The following is a 16,307-nucleotide window of genomic DNA, read 5'->3' on the forward strand; positions in this document are numbered from 1 at the left end:
AGGCAAGCTGGTGGAACGATGATTGAGAGACCTTGGCCGTCACCGTCTGCCAGAACTGCGGAAGCCGTCGGTTTCGTGCCGATCGATCCATGGCCGGACGGCTGGTCTGTCAGAACTGCGGTCTTGCGGCAGGGAGCCGAGCCACGCGCCCAACGCCGCTGAGCAATCGGCGCAGCAACAGAAAGTTCTGGCTGGTCATCCTGCTGCTGGCGATCATCGTGCTTGTGGTGATCACGTCATGAGCAACTGAACAACCTCGGCCGTGTTTGCAGAGAGGGGCTCTGACGCCAGCTGTTCGATGGCCTGACGCATCACCTTCTGGCGGTCGGATCCGTAACTGTTGCAGCGGCTGAACACCTTGGCCATCCGTGAAGCTGTGATCGGATTCCGGGAATCAACCGCTGCGATTTGCTCAGCCATGAACCGATAGCCACTGCCATCGGTGGCATGAAATGCCTGCACATTGGCCGTGAATCCGCCCAGGACGGCGCGCAAGGAATTGGGAGCGAGCGGATCGAAGCGTGGGTGCTCCAAAAGCTGCTGAACCCGCTCCAGAGCATTCGACCTGGGGGCCGACGCTTCCATCGCAAACCAAGCGTCAAGGATCACGGGTTTGTCCTTCCAACGGTCGTAAAACAAGGCCATCGCCTGCTCACGCTCAGCACTGTCGAGCGTGAGCAACGCGCGCAGTGCTCCCCGCGCAAGGGTCATCGAAGGCCCGGAGACCGCCGCTAGTGCCTCAGCCTGAACCATTGCGTCCCCAGCAGCTGCAAGCCAGCGCCAAGCCAAAGCCGTCAGTGCACGGCCGCCCTGACCGGCTGGCCAAGCCATGGCCCAGTCAGCCCGCGCCAAGTCCAGGAGTCGTCGCAGGGACGACTGCAATCGAACACCCATCTCCTGGGTCCACTCCCGGAACGCCTGATCCAGCGAAAGGGGGTCCACTGGCGATTGCAATGCCTCCAGTTCCGCCATTCCTGGAAGTGCAAGCAGCGCCGCCAGGTCCATGCCATCACCACCGTCGTAAGCGGAGATCCTCTGATCCAGAGCCTGAATCAGAGCCTCCTCCACGGCACGTTTCGGCTGGTTTTCAGCCCGTGCCAGAAGCACCTGACGTGCCAAACGCTGAGCCGCATCCCAACGGCAGAAGGGGTCATCATCGGAAGACAACAGCTGCAGACACTCCTCCAGCGACTGGTCCAACCGCACATGGACCGGCGCCGAGAACCGCCGCAGCACGGATAGGGCAGGGGCGTTGTCACCGGGCTGGCCCTGCAAGGTGATGCTGGCTCGCTCACCCTCCATCACGAGCAGCTCTTCCTCACCAACACGGCCCTGATCTCCGACCAGCGCGATGGCGATCGGCAACACAAGCGGCAGTTTTTCAGCTTGTCCCGGCGTGGGGGGCGTCGTCTGGTGCAAGTCGACGGTCAACTGGCCAAGTGAGGAATTCCAGTGCCGTTCAACCCTGAGTTCCGGTGTTCCAGCCTGGTGATACCAGCGCTGAAACCGCTCCAGATCAAATCCCAGGGGTTCTCCCTGGCTGGTCGCCCCATCGGCGATTGCCTGAACAAAGTCCTCCGTTGTGGCGGCCGTGCCATCAAAACGTTCCACGTAAACCTCCATTCCCTTCATGAAACGCTCAGGCCCAAGCAAGGTGCGCAGCATGCGGATCAGTTCCGCGCCCTTTTCGTAAATGGTTGTTGTGTAGAAGTTATCGATCGCCTGGTATTCCGATGGCTTCACGGGATGAGCTGTGGGGCCTGCATCCTCTCGAAATTGGGTATTACGCAACATGGCAACATCCTCAATGCGCTTAACCGCTTCAGAATGCAGATCTGCAGTAAAACATTGATCACGAAAAACCGTTAGACCTTCTTTAAGCGAGAGCTGAAACCAATCCCTGCATGTAATGCGATTTCCACTCCAATTATGAAAATATTCGTGCGCAATGACGCTTTCGATTCTTTCGAGCTCGGCATCGGTTGCAGTCACCGCATCGGCGAGAACAAGCTTTGAATTGAAGATATTCAGACTCTTATTTTCCATTGCGCCCATGTTGAAGTGACGCACCGCGACGATGTTGTACTCATCAAGGTCGTATTCGAGGTTATAAACAGATTCATCCCATGCCATGGATCGCTTCAGCGACGCCATGGCATGGGCCGTGAAGGGTTCATCACCCTCCTCAACATGCAATCTCAGGGTGACCTGCCGGCCCGACGTCGTTGTGTACTGATCACGAATCTCCCTCAGGTCTCCGGCCACCAGGGCGAACAGGTAAGAGGGTTTGGGGTAAGGATCGTCCCAGGTCACAGCATGACGATCAGCGCCAACGCGCTCGGTCTCTATTGCATTGCCATTGCTGAGCAGCACAGGACAAAGGCTGCAGCTGGCCTCAATCCGCACCCTCCAACGACTGAGCACATCCGGACGATCAGGATGCAGGCTGATGCGTCGAAATCCTTCGGCCTCGCACTGAGTGCTTAGGAGACCACCGCTGGCATACAACCCCTCGAGAGAGCTATTGGAGTAAGGATCCAGACGGCAGCAGGTCTCCAGCACAAACGGCTGGGTCGGAACATCTGCGATGGTCAGAAGTCCGTCAGCAAAGCTGTAATCCTCAGGCTTCAAAGGCGTCTGGTCGATCGCGAGGGATTCGATGGCCAGATCGACGCCGCACAACACGAGGGGCTCACTGGAACGACGCGGTTGAAGGCTGAGCCTGGAGTTAACAACGACATGGTCGCTCTGAATGTTCACATCCAGGGCAATGTTGGGAAGATCAAAGGCCCATGGCGTGTAGTCCGCTAAACGAATCGAAGCAGCTGCAGTCATGGGCTAACGACGCAAGGACACATCAATCCTGACGGACAGAACCCACAACTGAGGGCCTTCAGCCAAAAGCTGAACCTTCAGACCACCAGGTATAGAACTAAATATTATCGATCAATCCCAAGATCGGAATCTTTCATAGCTTAGAAAATCGAGATATTTGTCACTACAAGAGAGGGAGAAGAGCTCTTCCTATTTCTTGGCGGGCTTCAAGGACGCGGCTGCTTTCTCAAAGCGTGCTTTCTCTGCGGCAGGAACTGATTTGGGACAGAACTTCAAAGCGCCGCCTACGACCATAAAGCCAGCATTGTTAAGGAACTGCTTCTCAGGCAAAGGAGTCTTGGAGCCGGGAAGCAAACCGCCATGCTTGCCGTAGATCACATGCAACTGAGCGGCAAGAGCAACCGCAAGAGACTTGCTGAAATCGATCTTCTGGGCCCTCGCCTCACAGAAGGTGGCGATCGACATCACCCCATACGTATTGACTTCCATGGCCGTAGCAGGGGTGGGCTTGGCCTTTGACGCCTGAGCCTGAGACGTGGCGGGAAACAGCAACGGAGCTGCCATCAACAGGGCAGCGGTGGCTAACGAACGACGAATCACCTTGGTTCTCGGACGGCTCACTTTTTTGCAACTTACCGCCCAAGCAAAGGCTTCACGAGGGTTGGGCGCGGTTGTTGAACTGGGACAACAGCAGAACGGAATACCCCTATTCGTCCTCGATCGGCGGCAGGGAATCGGAAAGTCGAATCTCGTGATGGTGCTCAACGATGGAGAGATCACCGTTCTCCCAGCTGTAAATGGCGCGATAGCGGTAGCGGTCCTGATCCACAAGCCGAATGTGCTCAAGGATGTCCCATTGCTGATAGTGGGATTCGAGGATGGTTTCGTGCTCATCCACTTGCCGGATCCTGGTTCTCACAGGGTCTCCAGTGAGATAACCACGACTTCGTTGGAGCTGATGGCCCCAAAGCGTGGCCTCCATCACCCCATTGCGCTCAAACCAAGGCTTCCGTGCAAAAAATTCGTCGGAATGCTGGTCCTCCTGGTCGGACCACCAGCTAAATCTGTACCGACTCTCGCCGGCCTCGGGGTGGGCGAAGGCCTCCATCTTGAGGTTCATATCCAAATGCAGCACCTGGTCGTCACTGAAGGTGTACTGCCGTCTGGAACGCCAGACCCCCAAATTGCGGTTGAACCAGCGACGCAGGCTGCTGTCGACCTGAATCGTCGGCTGGACAGCCACTCCAGCGGGAGCGGTCAGAGGAACACGGTTTTGCGCGGAAAAAAGCGACATGGACCGCGTCGATGACGCCATGGAGTGTTCTCCATCGTCTTAGCTCTGATGGCGGTTCAGTCAAAAACCCATAAGGTAAGCATCGGTTTTTGTGATCTTGAGTCCGCGTGGTGAAGGACGGTCCCAAGACCCATCAGCCGTTGAAGCTATTGCTGGTGGCAGCGCGACACCACCTGTCTGGCCAGGATCTTCGTTCCGTGGTGCAGTTTCTGGAACGGGAAGACCTGGGCTTCGAAGTCACCCTGCAGGTCGCTGATCCCTCACACCAACCCGAACTTCTGGAACTGCATCGCCTTGTGGTGACGCCAGCCCTCATCAAACTTGCTCCAAACCCGAAACAGGTTTTTGCAGGAAGCAACATCCTTCAGCAACTCAAAGGGTGGGTACCGCGCTGGAAACAGGATGGGGTGGTAAGCGGTCTCGGCCTCAGCCTCAGACCCACGGAACTTGATGGGAGTCGGACCCAAAAGGAACTCCAACTCGAGGATCAACTCTTGGTGCTGCGTCAAGAGAACGAGACACTGATCGATCGCGTTCATGCCCAGGAACGCTTGTTGCGCATGGTGGCCCATGAACTGCGCACACCGCTCACGGCAGCGGCGTTAGCCCTGCAAAGCCAGCGCTTGGGACAGATCGACATGGATCGCTTTCAGGATGTGATCACCCGCCGCCTGCAGGAGATGGAGGCGCTGTCAAAGGATTTGCTCGAAGTGGGAACCACCCGTTGGGAAACGCTGTTCAACCCGCAACGGCTCGACCTGGCCAGCGTTTCTGCCGAGGTCATTCTCGAGCTCGAAAAATTGTGGTTGGGCCGAAACGTCGAAATACAAACTGATATCCCCGCTGATCTTCCCAAGGTCTTTGCCGACCAGCGCCGCATGCGTCAGGTGCTGCTGAATCTCCTGGAAAATGCCCTGAAGTACACCGGGGATGGAGGGCACATCTCACTCACCATGCTGCACCGCACCAGCCAGCGAGTGGAGGTCAGTGTTTGTGACAGTGGTCCCGGTATTCCGGAAGCGGAACAACAGCGAATTTTTCTGGATCGGGTTCGTCTACCGCAAACCTCCGACCAAACCACCGGGTACGGCGTGGGTCTGGCGGTCTGCCGCCGCATCGTCGAAGTGCACGGCGGCAAGATCTGGGTTGTCTCAGACCCTGGAGAAGGAGCCTGCTTCACCTTCACGGTGCCGATCTGGCAAGGACAAGGTGTCGAATGGGGACAGGCTGTCTTGACGGAGGGTCCGACCAAGCCCTAGTGTTCACAAGTGATCAGGAGCACTGACTGCTCGCTCATCACGGCCTCGCCCCCATCGTCTAGAGGCCTAGGACACCTCCCTTTCACGGAGGCGACAGGGGTTCGAATCCCCTTGGGGGTATAGACAACATCGCGAATTCAATTCGCGATGAGTTGAGCAGCGAATTCAGCCGTTTCTTCGTTGCGCTTCCTTCACCACAGCGCTCAGATTGCTGGAAAGATCATCGCGCAGTCGCTCTTCAATCAAACCAATCGGCATGCCTAGGCAGCCTTGAACCGTCAGCTCGTAGAGCAGTGAGCTTCCGTCTGGACGTTGACGGATCTGCCACGAACCTTCGAACCGCCTGAAATCACCTTTCACCATGCGGAACTGCAGCAGTCCGTCGTGGCGATACTCCGTCAACTCCAACTGAACCTGGGCTGAGAACCGAAGCCCCAGGAGCTGCTGACTGCCCACCTGCTGAAGCCGTACCGTCTGGCCTTGGCGCTGGATCAGCTCGCTGGAGCTGAGGTTGGGGATAAACCGGGACAAATTCTCGTAATCCGTCAGCACATCCCAGAGGAGCTGAACAGGCATCGAAGATTTCAGTTCCGCAGCGAGACGACGCGCACCCTGGGGCAGCCGCTCCATGGTCTGCTCAATCGCAGTCGCTGAATCGCTGGAGGTTTGAAGCCCACGTCCAAACATTGTCTGGGGGAGAACCAAAAGAGGCGCCGAAGCGAGAGACCGAACCTGGGGATCTTAAGGAGGTCGCCTGAATCACATCGAATTCTGTTCCAAAGAGCAACCTTTTTGTGTGAAATCGAAGGCCACGCCTATAGTCGCGCCACAAAAAGCAGGTAATTTCAATGCGGGTGTCCAATGCAGCGACAGAACATTGCAATGAGGTTCTGTTCACTGTTGTGGCAAGTGGTCCCCAGGTCGGCTCACAAGCGTCCGTGGTTCAGACCTACACCGTTGCTATGAACCAGTTTTCCGCACTTTTCAAGCGATTGGGGGCCAGCGGCGCCAAAATCGTTTCGGTGAATGGTGTGGAAGTAGAGCATTCAGCCGCTCCCGTTGCCGCCACCCCGGCACCTGCCAAAAAAACCGCCAAAAAACCCGCTAAGAAAGCCGTGACGTCAAGCGCCCCGAAGAAAAAGCCCCACGCCGACGTACCGGTCAACACTTACAAACCCAAAACACCGTTCATGGGAACGGTGACCGAGAACTACTCCCTGCTGAAGGACGGTGCGATCGGTCGTGTTCAGCACATCACCTTTGATCTCGCGGGTGGTGATCCTCAGCTGAAGTACATCGAAGGCCAGAGCATCGGCATCATCCCCGAGGGTGAAGACGCCAAAGGCAAACCTCACAAGCTGCGGCTGTACTCCATCGCAAGCACACGCCACGGCGACAACCTCGAGGGCAACACCGTCTCCCTGTGCGTTCGCCAGCTCGAGTACAAGAACGATGCCGGCGAACAGATCTATGGGGTCTGCTCCACTTATCTCTGCGACATCGAACCCGGCACCAAGGTGAAAATCACCGGACCGGTTGGCAAGGAGATGCTCCTGCCTGACGATGAAGAGGCCAACGTGATCATGCTGGCGACGGGCACAGGCATCGCCCCGATGCGCACCTATCTCCGCCGCATGTTCGAGCCCCGCGAACAAGACACCAACGGGTGGAAGTTCCGCGGCAAAGCCTGGCTGTTCATGGGCGCACCCAAAACAGCCAACCTTCTCTATGACGAGGATTTCCTCCACTACGAGAAGGAGTACCCCGACAACTTCCGCTACACCAAGGCGATCAGTCGGGAAGAGCAGAACGCCAAGGGCGGCCGGATGTACATCCAGGACCGTGTTCTGGAGCACGCTGAAGAGATCTTCGCCATGATCGAAGATCCCAAGACCCACGTTTATATGTGTGGTCTTCGCGGCATGGAGCCGGGCATCGACGAAGCCATGACAGCCGCTGCTGCTGCCAAGGGCCTCGACTGGTCTGAACTGCGCCCGCAGCTGAAGAAAGCCGATCGCTGGCACGTTGAAACCTATTGATCGATCGCCTTCAGATCGTTTCCGGTCCACCCCTCGGGGTGGACTTTTTTTTTCGGTTGAAAACAAAAGCTGAGATCAACACGGAAACAAAGCAGCAAGTCCATGTCTGTTGCCACTTCCGTGCCTAAACCAGCGTCAGAAGCCTGGACGCTCCATGGTCGCCACGATGACAAACCCCCTACGGGTTGGACTGCGACAGGAGCGCGTGATCGCGCCGCAGTGTCTGGTGATTTTCGGCGCGAGCGGGGATCTGACCCACCGCAAACTGGTTCCAGCCCTTTTCGAGCTGTTCAAGCAACGGCGACTTCCCAGTGAGTTTGCCCTTCTTGGCTGTGCTCGACGGCCGTGGAGTGATGAGGAGTTCCGCGGAAAGATGGCGGAAGCGCTCTCCAGCACCATCAAGGACGACCCCCAGGCCTGGGAGCAATTCGTCAGCAAACTCTTCTACGAGCCGGTCGACCTTCAGCAACCTGAGGATGTTGTTCGGCTCGGCGGACGGCTCGAGCAGATCGATCAACAGTGCGCCACCCGCGGCAACCGCACGTTTTACCTCTCTGTGTCGCCCAAGTTCTACGGCAGTGGCTGCCGCTCACTCGCCGACGCAGGCCTGTTGAAAGATCCCAAACGCAGCCGGGTGGTGATCGAGAAGCCATTCGGTCGCGACTACGGCAGTGCCCAGGCCCTCAATCGTGTGGTCCAGACCTGTGGGCAGGAGAACCAGATCTTTCGCATCGACCATTACCTGGGCAAGGAAACCGTCCAGAACATCATGGTTCTGCGATTTGCCAACACGATCTTCGAGCCGATCTGGAACCGCAATTACATCTCCAGTGTTCAGATCACCGCAGCTGAAACCGTCGGGGTGGAGGAGCGCGCCGGGTACTACGAATCGGCAGGTGCTCTGAGGGACATGGTGCAGAACCACCTGACACAGATGCTGGCGATCACCGCCATGGAACCTCCAGGTCGCTTTGATCCGGAAGCCATCCGCAACGAAAAAGCCAAGGTGCTCCAGTCCGCCCGACTCGCTGACGAGCTCGAGCCCTGGAACTGCTGCATCCGCGGCCAGTACGGTCCCGGTGGTTCAGCGGAATCACCCCTGGCTGGTTACCGCCATGAACCCGGTGTCGATCCCAACAGCACCACCGAGACCTACGTGGCGATGAAACTGTTCATCGACAATTGGCGCTGGCAGGGCGTTCCGTTCTATGTGCGCACCGGCAAACGCCTGGCCAAGCGCATGAGTGAAGTGGTGCTCACCTTCCGCGAGGCGCCGGTGCATCTATTTGATGCGGCCACCGGAGGTCCCACCGCCAATCAGCTCATTCTGCGCATCCAGCCGGATGAAGGAGCTGAATTCCGCTTCGAGGTGAAATCACCAGGGTCTGGGATGCGGAGTCGCCCCATCGACATGGAATTCTCCTATGACGAATCGTTCGGAGAACCCTCCGATGAAGGCTATGTGCGGCTCCTCGCTGACGCCATGCTCAGCGATCCCACCCTGTTCACCCGCAGCGATGAAGTGGAAGCCGCATGGCGTCTGTACACCCCTCTGCTGGAGCTGATTGAAGACAGCCCCTGGCAGCTGCCGGTCCATCCCTATGAATCACGCACCTGGGGGCCTGCCGCAGCGGATGCCCTACTGGCGAAAGACGGACTGCTCTGGCGACGCCCATAACTGACCTGTTTCTCAGCTCTCCACGTCCCGCTCCACTCCCTGCTGCTCCGTCACGATGTCCCCTCAGCTCACCCTCCAAACCCCGCTTGAACTGGCACCTGCGGAGGTGCCCCACTACCTCGAGCAACTCTGGTCCCCGGAGCAGCAGGGCAGCACGGGCACCGGTGCGAACACCTTCTGCCTGCTGATCTGGCAACCCGCCTGGGCCGAGCAGCAATTGATCCGGTGTGGCCGCCTGCCTGGGCCCATCACCGGACAGCAGTCCGCCCCCTTGATCGCTGCGGGTCGCCAAGCGGTGATGGATGCCGACCTCCCCCTCAGCACACCTCCCCTCGATGGGGCTGTGGTGAAGGCGATGGCTGATTTGGGGGGACAGGCCAGCGCAGAAGACCTGCGTGGGCAATACATCGATCCGGCCCTGAGTGCACTGATGCCTCGTCGCCTGATCACCCTGGCACCAACGATTGATACGGAGCAGTCGTTGGAAACACTCGTGGCCGCCTACTGCCCGCTGCCTGAAGAAGGGGGTGGCACCACCGCGTGTGGGGATGTTGTGGTTCTGCGGGGCGGCCATGGCGCCCTCAATGAAGGACTCTCAATTCTCGAACCGCTGCTGCCTTCATCGATGCCTGCCTGGGTCTGGTGGAACGGATGCATGGATGAAGCGCCGGACCTGATGCAGCGGCTGACCAGCGCGCCCCGTCGTCTGATCATCGATACAGCGATGGGGGATCCGCATCAGTGCCTTGACCTGCTGCGCTCCCGCGTGGAGAACGGCCAGGCGGTGAACGATCTCAACTGGCTGCGATTGCGCAGCTGGCGCGAGACCCTCGCCATGGTGTTTGACCCGCCGCAACAGCGTGATGCCTTAAGCCACATCACACGCCTGGACATCGATGTGGAAGGGCATCATCCCGCCCAAGGGCTGCTGCTTGCCGCCTGGATCGCCGATCGGCTCGGTTGGACGTTGGTCTCTTCCGCCGCGACCGACGACGGCACATCAGCCCTGTTCAAGCGTTCCGATGACACGGAGGTGCGCTTTCAACTAATGGCTGTACCGACGGGCCAGCCCAACGTGCATGCGGGACAGATGGTGGGGCTTCGACTGATTGCTGAGCCGGAGAACGGCCAAGGCGTTTGTGTGATTCTCTGCGCTGAATCAGGGGGGTGCATGCGTTTGGAAGGTGGCGGCATGGCCAACCTCGAGCTGCATGAAGAAGTTGTTCCCGTTCAGCACGACACCCCGGAAATGGATGTCGCCCGACTGCTCGGCGGCGGTCACGACAGCACCAACCCCCTCCTGGCCGCTGCTGCACCACTGGCTGCCAGGCTGCTGGGCTGAGCCGCGTCTAAGCCATGGCCGCCGTCATCGCTGCACCAGCCAGTGGCAGCGGCAAAACCCTGCTGAGCCTGGCACTGTTGAGCTGGGCGCATCAGAACGGACGACGAATCCAACCCTTCAAGGTTGGACCGGACTATCTCGATGCCCAGCTGCTGAGCCAAGCCTCCGGTCAGGCCTGTCGCAACCTCGATCTCAATTTGTGCGGGGAAGACTGGGTTCGGCGGGCATTTCACGGTTACGGCGGAGTCGCTGACCTAACCCTCGTGGAGGGAGTGATGGGCCTGTTCGACGGCATCGGCAGCAGTGAAACGGGAAGCACCGCCGACGTGGCCCGCCTGCTGGGCTTGCCGGTGGTGCTGGTGCTGGATGCCGGGGGGCAGGCCGCCTCCCTCGGCGCCCTCGTTCGCGGATTCCGCGATCACGATCCCAACCTGGCAATCGCCGGAGTGGTACTGAATAAGGTCAGCAGCCCCAGGCACCGGGAGCTCCTCGGAGAGGTACTTGACCGCATGCAGGTGCCCTTGCTGGGCTGTCTACCGCGCACCGAGGCCCTTGCACTGCCGGGCCGTCATCTCGGTTTGGCCCCTGCCCATGAAATGGAAGCTCCCGAACAACGACGCCAAGCCTGGGCCGCTCTGGCCAGCGAGCATCTGAACATGGAACGCCTGGAGCCCTTGCTTCTGGCACCCCGCCAAGGGCCGCACCCTCTGGCCGACATCCCAGCGGTGAAGGGGCAACCCCTTCCTGTGGCTCTTGCCAGTGATGCTGCCTTTCACTTCCGCTACCAGGAAACCTGTGAACTGCTGGAGCAAATGGGCATGCCCGTGCTCCGTTGGAGTCCCCTTGCCGATGCGCCCATCCCTGCCGAAGCCAAGGGGCTGATCTTGCCGGGCGGCTTCCCAGAGCAGCATGCAGCCCAACTCAGCGACTGTGAACAAAGCCTGACGTCTCTTCGACAGTTCGTGCAGCATCGGCCTGTCTACGCCGAATGCGGTGGGATGCTCATGCTCGGACAGAGGCTTCAGGACCTCGATGGCAACGGGCACAACATGACGGGCATTCTTCCGTTCAAGGCCCAGCGTGGCCGGCTGCACGTGGGCTACCGCCGCCTGCAGGCTCGGCGGGACAGCCCTGTCGTTCAGAGCGGTCAAAAGCTCGTTGGTCACGAATTTCACCGTTGGGAGCTGCACACCAATCGGCAGCCCTCCGACCGATCAGTGCTGTGGGACATTGAGGGATGGAAAGTCCATCGACATTCGGAAGGATGGGTCGATCAGACGGTTCACGCGAGCTGGGTACACCTGCACTGGGCCAGCTCTACGACGATTTGCTCCCGATGGCGCGCCGCGCTCGAAGCCGGGGAGAAGCGATCGCCAAACGGTTTGTCAGCCGCCAGCAACACCAACGGATACAACCGTTCGTCGAACGCTGGCGCTGGGTAATCGAGGGACGCGTCCAACGGGTGGGATTCCGCGCCAGCTGCAGTCGGCGCGCCCTGGATCTCGGGATCAGCGGATGGGTTCGCAACCAAAGCGATGGCAGTGTCGAAGTGCAAGCCGAAGGCCCACCACTCGCCTTGTCTGAACTTCGGGCCTGGTGTGAGGTCGGACCTCCGGGCGCGCGAGTGCTTCGGGTGAAACCAAGCCAGCTCCCTGTCACAGGCGATGACTGGTTCGAAGTGCGGTACTGAAACGTACAAGCGAAAACATTGGGAAGGACACTGCCACGCTCAGCCCACCTAGCTACGGCTGAAGCAGGACCTTCGCGCCTGACGCATGCTCCGCTTCGGATTTGTCCTCTTGATCACAGCACTGCCCCTGCTCGGCATGGAGGCGATGAGCACGCGACGGGAGACGACGAAGCAGGTGTTCGATTCAGCGACAGAGGCCCTCGAGGCCTGTCAGAGCTGGAGGCACAGGGAAGGACAGTTTTCGGCGTTGATTCCTGCTGCTGCACCGGTGTCAGATCAGGCACGCGAAGTACACACCGACATCCGCAGCTGTGAAGCCGATTTAGACCGTGCACTGATTCTGGGGCGCCGCTACAGCGTTGTGGCCAACGTTCACTACAACAAAACACTGCGGTCTCTGCACCGCCCGATCAATCGCACCTTTCCTTACCTGCTGACAGGTGGCAAAACTGACGACTAAAGAACCTGGCGTTCCTTGAGCAACTTCCTTGATACCAAAGACAAAGCCTTCTGGAGAGCCATTCTCGGCGTTGTGAGCCTAGGGGTGAGTATTGGCCTGGCCGCGTTGATCCTGCGACTCTGAGCAAGGCGCTTGTCGAACATCAACGATCGAGGTTCATAACCTGAATGAATGGCGGAACCCAGGATCTGGACGGAGCTGCTGACCTACGGGATTGGCGTGGCACTCTCGCCCATTCATATCGTTCTGATGCTGCTACTGCTGCTGGGGGAGTCGCCCCTGCGGCGTGGTGGGTTGTTTCTGGGTGGGTGGCTGCTGACCAGCGCCCTGGCAGTTATCGGGCTGCTGACTCTTGGACATGGACTACTCCTGGACATGACCCAGGGATCCGACCACCGAACAGGCCTTGATCTGATTGGCGGTGGAGCCTTAATCGCCCTGGGCGGGCGTGAACTGGTTCGAGGCGTGCTGGAAAACGGAGCAGCCCCGTCCTGGAGCAGTGCCGTGGATCGCTTTGCAGCAATGCCACTTCCCTTGCTGTTACTAATCAGCAGCGTCACAGAAGTCATCAGTCCCGACGACCTGCTGCTGTTCGCCAAGAGCGCAGCCGTGATTCTTGCCGCACAGTTGCCTTTGCGTGAAGAAATTGCCTGCAGCGCAGGGTTCAGCGCCGCGGCCAGTGCCCTACTTGTGATTCCATTTTTGGCTGTGTTAGCCGGACGTCAGCGGGTCCTGCCGCTTCTGCAAAACGGCAAAGCAGCCCTTCTCCGACGCGGAGAACTGGTGGTGGGAAGCCTGAGTTTCGGGCTAGGGGCCTATCTGGGCTGGCAGGGCATCAGTGGGCTGATGATCAGCTGATTCATTTGGGTTCTCTCGCGTTGTCGAATTCGCGCTGCCATGAGGCGCGCAGGTCAGACGACGTCTCCCCGCCGAGCAACCAGACCCCCGTGCGAGCACGGGACACAGCGACGTAACAGAGCTGCTGACGAATCGAGGGATCCGCCCGGAACACATCTGGCGCCACAAAAACATCCCCAAAGCTGCTGCCTTGGCTGCGGTGCACCGTGAGCACAGCTGCAGGACCAAGCGAAGCGAAAGCATCGCGAATCAAAAAGTACTGACGCCAGATCGCTCGCCCGTTTTTTTTACCGGCATCACGGGCCTGCTTGCGCAGGCGGTGCATCACCGCATCAAGCTCCTGACGACCGGAACTTCCGATCGGAGGCTGCAGGCGCAGGGTGAGTTCCAGATCCCCGGCATTCACCGTCGCAGACAGCGTCTCGATCACAGGCACGGGACCGTCGGCTGACGACAGGCCGAAATCCGCCAGATCACAGGCCTCCGGCTTGATGTCACGCACAGTCACTTCGCGGTTGGAACCCAACACCATGTCGGGTTCTTCGCCGGCCTCTTCACCATCCCTTGAGGCCGGTGCCATCACCGCAGTGCGACTGATCAACACCTCACCAGGCAGCACCGGCATCTGATCCGCCATCTCCCCATGAATGGCACGGCGCGCATGGGGCACAAGACGATCCAAGGTGCGGTTCGTGTAGCAGAGGATGCGTGCAGCATCGGGGTTGTCTTGCACCGAGGCTTCACGCAAGGCACGCCGGGCCTGATCCAGCCACTCCCGTTGGATCAAGCTGCACACCTGGCCCTGCGGTGATCGAATCGGCGGCATCAGCGGCGGCATCTGGCAGGGCAAGCGACCCTCCCGGAGACCAGAGGCCAGCTGGAGCACGGGTCCTTGATGACGAACCACCTCGGTCAACGTGGCGGAACAAGACCGTTGCATCGCAAAAACGGGACTGTTCTCCTCTCCCACCGGTGGCAACTGGGCGGGGTCACCAACGAACACCAAACGGGTCTTGAACGGATGGGCGCACTGGAGGGCAATGCCCAGCAGGGTGCTGTCGACCATGGAAGCTTCGTCAATCAGCACCAAACCCAGGTTCTCCAGGGCCATGGCCGTCTGCTCTGTGGGTTCGCAGAGTTCAGCGTCAGCGGATCGCTTGAGCTTCAGCCGCAACAAACGATGGATGGTGGAGGGATACCAGGTGGGTTGGAGACCCTCCAACTCCAGCGCCTGGCGTAAAACGCCAACCGCTTTGTGGGTTGGGGCCACAACGGTCCAACACAATCCGCTGGCTTCCACCTGCCTTAACAGCCGCATCGAGAGGAAGGTCTTGCCGCTGCCGGCGAAACCACTGAGCACAAACGGCGTGCCATCAACGGGCTGATTGAGCCAGGACGCAAAGGCATCTGCCGCCGCCTGCTGATCAGCGGTGAGCTCAGCGGCTGCGGTCACCCCAGCCCCGCTCCAAGACGGGCCACCAGATGCAGCGGTGATCCCAGATACACCAAGCCGGGCAAGGCGATGGCGGGGCCCATCAGGCTGCCCACCAGCACCTGCAGCCGACTGTGGCCCAGGCTTTCCTTAAGCGGCTTCGCATGGGGCTCCGGCCAAAGCGAATCAGGCAGGCCGTTGACCCGTTCCGCCGTCAGCCCGGCAGCGCGACGAATGCCGCTGGCGTCGTACATCACGACAAACGCCACCATCGCCGCGAGGGCGAACAGGGGGTGATCAAAACCAAGGGTCCATCCAACACACGCCGCCGTCCCTGTAACCAGGGCGGAGTGGCTGGAGGGCATGCCACCGGTTTCAATCAGCACCGCCGGACGCCAACGGCGGTGCAGCAGCAACTCAAGGAACAGTTTGGACAACTGAGCTACACCGCAGGCCATCAAGCCCCAGGTCAGCGAACTGTTGTCGAACACCTCCTGCACAACAGCGTGGGAGGGAATGGCTTCGATCATCGGTCGCGGCTGGTGATGAAGTCGGCCAATGCGAGCAGGGGAACCGCCTTCTCGGCCCAAGGCTGGAGAGCTTCTTTCGCTTCATTGACCAACGCGTCAGCCCTGTGGCGGGATTCCTCTAACCCCAGAAGCTTGGGATAGGTGGTCTTATCGGCGATGAGATCTTTGCCGGCGGTTTTGCCCAACACCTCGCTGCTGGCGGTGATGTCGAGAATGTCGTCAATGATCTGGAACGCCAAGCCAATCCCCCTCGCGTAGACGCGTAGGGCCTTGATCAGCGCTTCATCGGCGCCGCCAATCATGGCCCCAGTAATGACACAAGCGCTCAACAGAGCTCCCGTTTTGTGGAGGTGGATGTACTCGAGGGTTTCAAGATCCACCTCCTTTCCTTCGCTTTCCAGATCCACCACCTGGCCGCCCACCAGACCTGGCGCACCGGCCACCAACGACAGTTCTCCCACCACCTTGAGCAGACGCTCAGCAGGAACATCCGGACTGCGCAGTGCCACCATTTCAAAGGCTCGGGTCAGCAGTGCATCACCCGCGAGGATGGCAACGGCTTCGCCGTACACCTTGTGATTGGTGGGACGACCACGCCGCAAGTCATCGTCATCCATGGCCGGCAGGTCGTCATGGATCAGCGACATGGTGTGGATCATTTCAAGCGCCACCGCAGTCGGCAGAGCCTGCGATGCGTCCCCCCCGGCCAACTCGCAGGCGGCGAGGCAAAGAATTGGACGCAACCGCTTTCCACCGGCAAGCAGCGAATACCGCATCGCTTCCCTTAAGGACTCCGGCCTCTCAGGACCTAGGGATCCATCAAGTGCCGTTTCCACCCGCTCTTTGGCCTTGCCGAGATAGGCCTTGAAATCAAACTCGGCGCTCATGGG

At 59.5% G+C, this 16,307-nt stretch carries 16 protein-coding genes and 1 tRNA gene; 10 read left to right on the top strand and 7 right to left on the bottom strand.

The genetic code is table 11. The features are described from left to right. The first annotated feature begins 32 nt into the window (after positions 1-32). Positions 33-242, top strand: a complete 210-nt coding sequence (locus DXY29_RS12165) for a TFIIB-type zinc finger domain-containing protein (protein WP_115025282.1) — start codon at positions 33-35, stop codon at positions 240-242. Here DXY29_RS12165 and pepN read toward each other — a convergent pair. From pepN to DXY29_RS12180, 3 genes are all read right to left on the bottom strand, one after another. Then, complete coding sequence (gene pepN, locus DXY29_RS12170; RefSeq protein ID WP_115025283.1) at positions 232-2,835, bottom strand: aminopeptidase N; 2,604 nt, start codon at positions 2,833-2,835, stop codon at positions 232-234. The two genes, DXY29_RS12165 and pepN, sit on opposite strands and share 11 nt — an antisense overlap. A 189-nt stretch (positions 2,836-3,024) precedes the next feature. Continuing rightward, entirely contained in the window at positions 3,025-3,435 is a 411-nt protein-coding gene (locus tag DXY29_RS12175) for a cAMP phosphodiesterase (RefSeq protein ID WP_115025391.1), read from the bottom strand. A gap of 106 nt (positions 3,436-3,541) precedes the next feature. Next, positions 3,542-4,129, bottom strand: coding sequence for a hypothetical protein (locus DXY29_RS12180; RefSeq protein WP_115025284.1), 588 nt, complete (start codon positions 4,127-4,129; stop codon positions 3,542-3,544). A 107-nt stretch (positions 4,130-4,236) separates the two neighbouring features. Here DXY29_RS12180 and DXY29_RS12185 point away from each other — a divergent pair, with 107 nt between their 5' ends. Both DXY29_RS12185 and DXY29_RS12190 read left to right on the top strand, forming a co-directional pair. Further along, the gene (locus DXY29_RS12185; RefSeq protein WP_115025285.1) at positions 4,237-5,388 is read left to right on the top strand and encodes a histidine kinase; all 1,152 of its coding nucleotides are present in this window, start codon (positions 4,237-4,239) and stop codon (positions 5,386-5,388) included. A 47-nt stretch (positions 5,389-5,435) separates the two neighbouring features. Beyond that, positions 5,436-5,508: transfer RNA gene (locus DXY29_RS12190), tRNA-Glu, on the top strand. A 45-nt stretch (positions 5,509-5,553) separates the two neighbouring features. On the opposite strand, the gene DXY29_RS12195 is transcribed toward DXY29_RS12190, so the two are convergent. After that, positions 5,554-6,075: an SRPBCC family protein gene (locus DXY29_RS12195; protein ID WP_115025286.1), complete on the bottom strand. Its 522-nt coding sequence runs from the start codon at positions 6,073-6,075 to the stop codon at positions 5,554-5,556. A gap of 161 nt (positions 6,076-6,236) precedes the next feature. On the opposite strand from DXY29_RS12195, the gene DXY29_RS12200 reads away from it, so the two are divergent. The 7 genes from DXY29_RS12200 to DXY29_RS12230 all read left to right on the top strand — a co-directional run bounded on the left by DXY29_RS12200 (position 6,237) and on the right by DXY29_RS12230 (position 13,455). Next, entirely contained in the window at positions 6,237-7,427 is a 1,191-nt protein-coding gene (locus DXY29_RS12200; RefSeq protein ID WP_115025287.1) for an FAD-binding oxidoreductase, read from the top strand. 154 nt (positions 7,428-7,581) lie between these two features. After that, positions 7,582-9,105, top strand: coding sequence for a glucose-6-phosphate dehydrogenase (gene zwf, locus DXY29_RS12205; protein WP_115025288.1), 1,524 nt, complete (start codon positions 7,582-7,584; stop codon positions 9,103-9,105). A 55-nt stretch (positions 9,106-9,160) separates the two neighbouring features. Then, positions 9,161-10,447, top strand: coding sequence for a glucose-6-phosphate dehydrogenase assembly protein OpcA (locus tag DXY29_RS12210; protein WP_115025289.1), 1,287 nt, complete (start codon positions 9,161-9,163; stop codon positions 10,445-10,447). A gap of 14 nt (positions 10,448-10,461) precedes the next feature. Next, positions 10,462-11,889, top strand: coding sequence for a cobyrinate a,c-diamide synthase (locus DXY29_RS12215; RefSeq protein WP_115025290.1), 1,428 nt, complete (start codon positions 10,462-10,464; stop codon positions 11,887-11,889). Beyond that, positions 11,856-12,137, top strand: coding sequence for an acylphosphatase (locus DXY29_RS12220; RefSeq protein ID WP_230332886.1), 282 nt, complete (start codon positions 11,856-11,858; stop codon positions 12,135-12,137). Before DXY29_RS12215 ends, DXY29_RS12220 begins: the two co-directional genes overlap by 34 nt. Positions 12,138-12,222: 85 nt before the next feature. Beyond that, positions 12,223-12,597, top strand: coding sequence for a hypothetical protein (locus DXY29_RS12225; protein ID WP_115025292.1), 375 nt, complete (start codon positions 12,223-12,225; stop codon positions 12,595-12,597). 171 nt (positions 12,598-12,768) lie between these two features. After that, positions 12,769-13,455, top strand: a complete 687-nt coding sequence (locus DXY29_RS12230) for a GAP family protein (protein ID WP_115025293.1) — start codon at positions 12,769-12,771, stop codon at positions 13,453-13,455. A gap of 1 nt (position 13,456) precedes the next feature. Here the strand turns inward: DXY29_RS12230 and DXY29_RS12235 are convergent, their stop codons facing one another. The 3 genes from DXY29_RS12235 to crtE are packed head-to-tail and all read right to left on the bottom strand — an operon-like array spanning position 13,457 to position 16,304. Next, a complete protein-coding gene (locus tag DXY29_RS12235) occupies positions 13,457-14,908 on the bottom strand; it encodes an ATP-dependent RecD-like DNA helicase (protein ID WP_115025294.1) in 1,452 nt (483 codons plus the stop codon). Further along, the gene (locus tag DXY29_RS12240) at positions 14,905-15,417 is read right to left on the bottom strand and encodes a divergent PAP2 family protein (protein ID WP_115025295.1); all 513 of its coding nucleotides are present in this window, start codon (positions 15,415-15,417) and stop codon (positions 14,905-14,907) included. Before DXY29_RS12240 ends, DXY29_RS12235 begins: the two co-directional genes overlap by 4 nt. Beyond that, positions 15,414-16,304, bottom strand: a complete 891-nt coding sequence (gene crtE, locus DXY29_RS12245; protein WP_115025296.1) for a geranylgeranyl diphosphate synthase CrtE — start codon at positions 16,302-16,304, stop codon at positions 15,414-15,416. The genes DXY29_RS12240 and crtE overlap by 4 nt, the downstream gene beginning before the upstream one ends. Positions 16,305-16,307: the final 3 nt, after the last annotated feature.

This window comes from Synechococcus sp. UW69 (genome assembly GCF_900474185.1).
Lineage (GTDB): Bacteria > Cyanobacteriota > Cyanobacteriia > PCC-6307 > Cyanobiaceae > Parasynechococcus.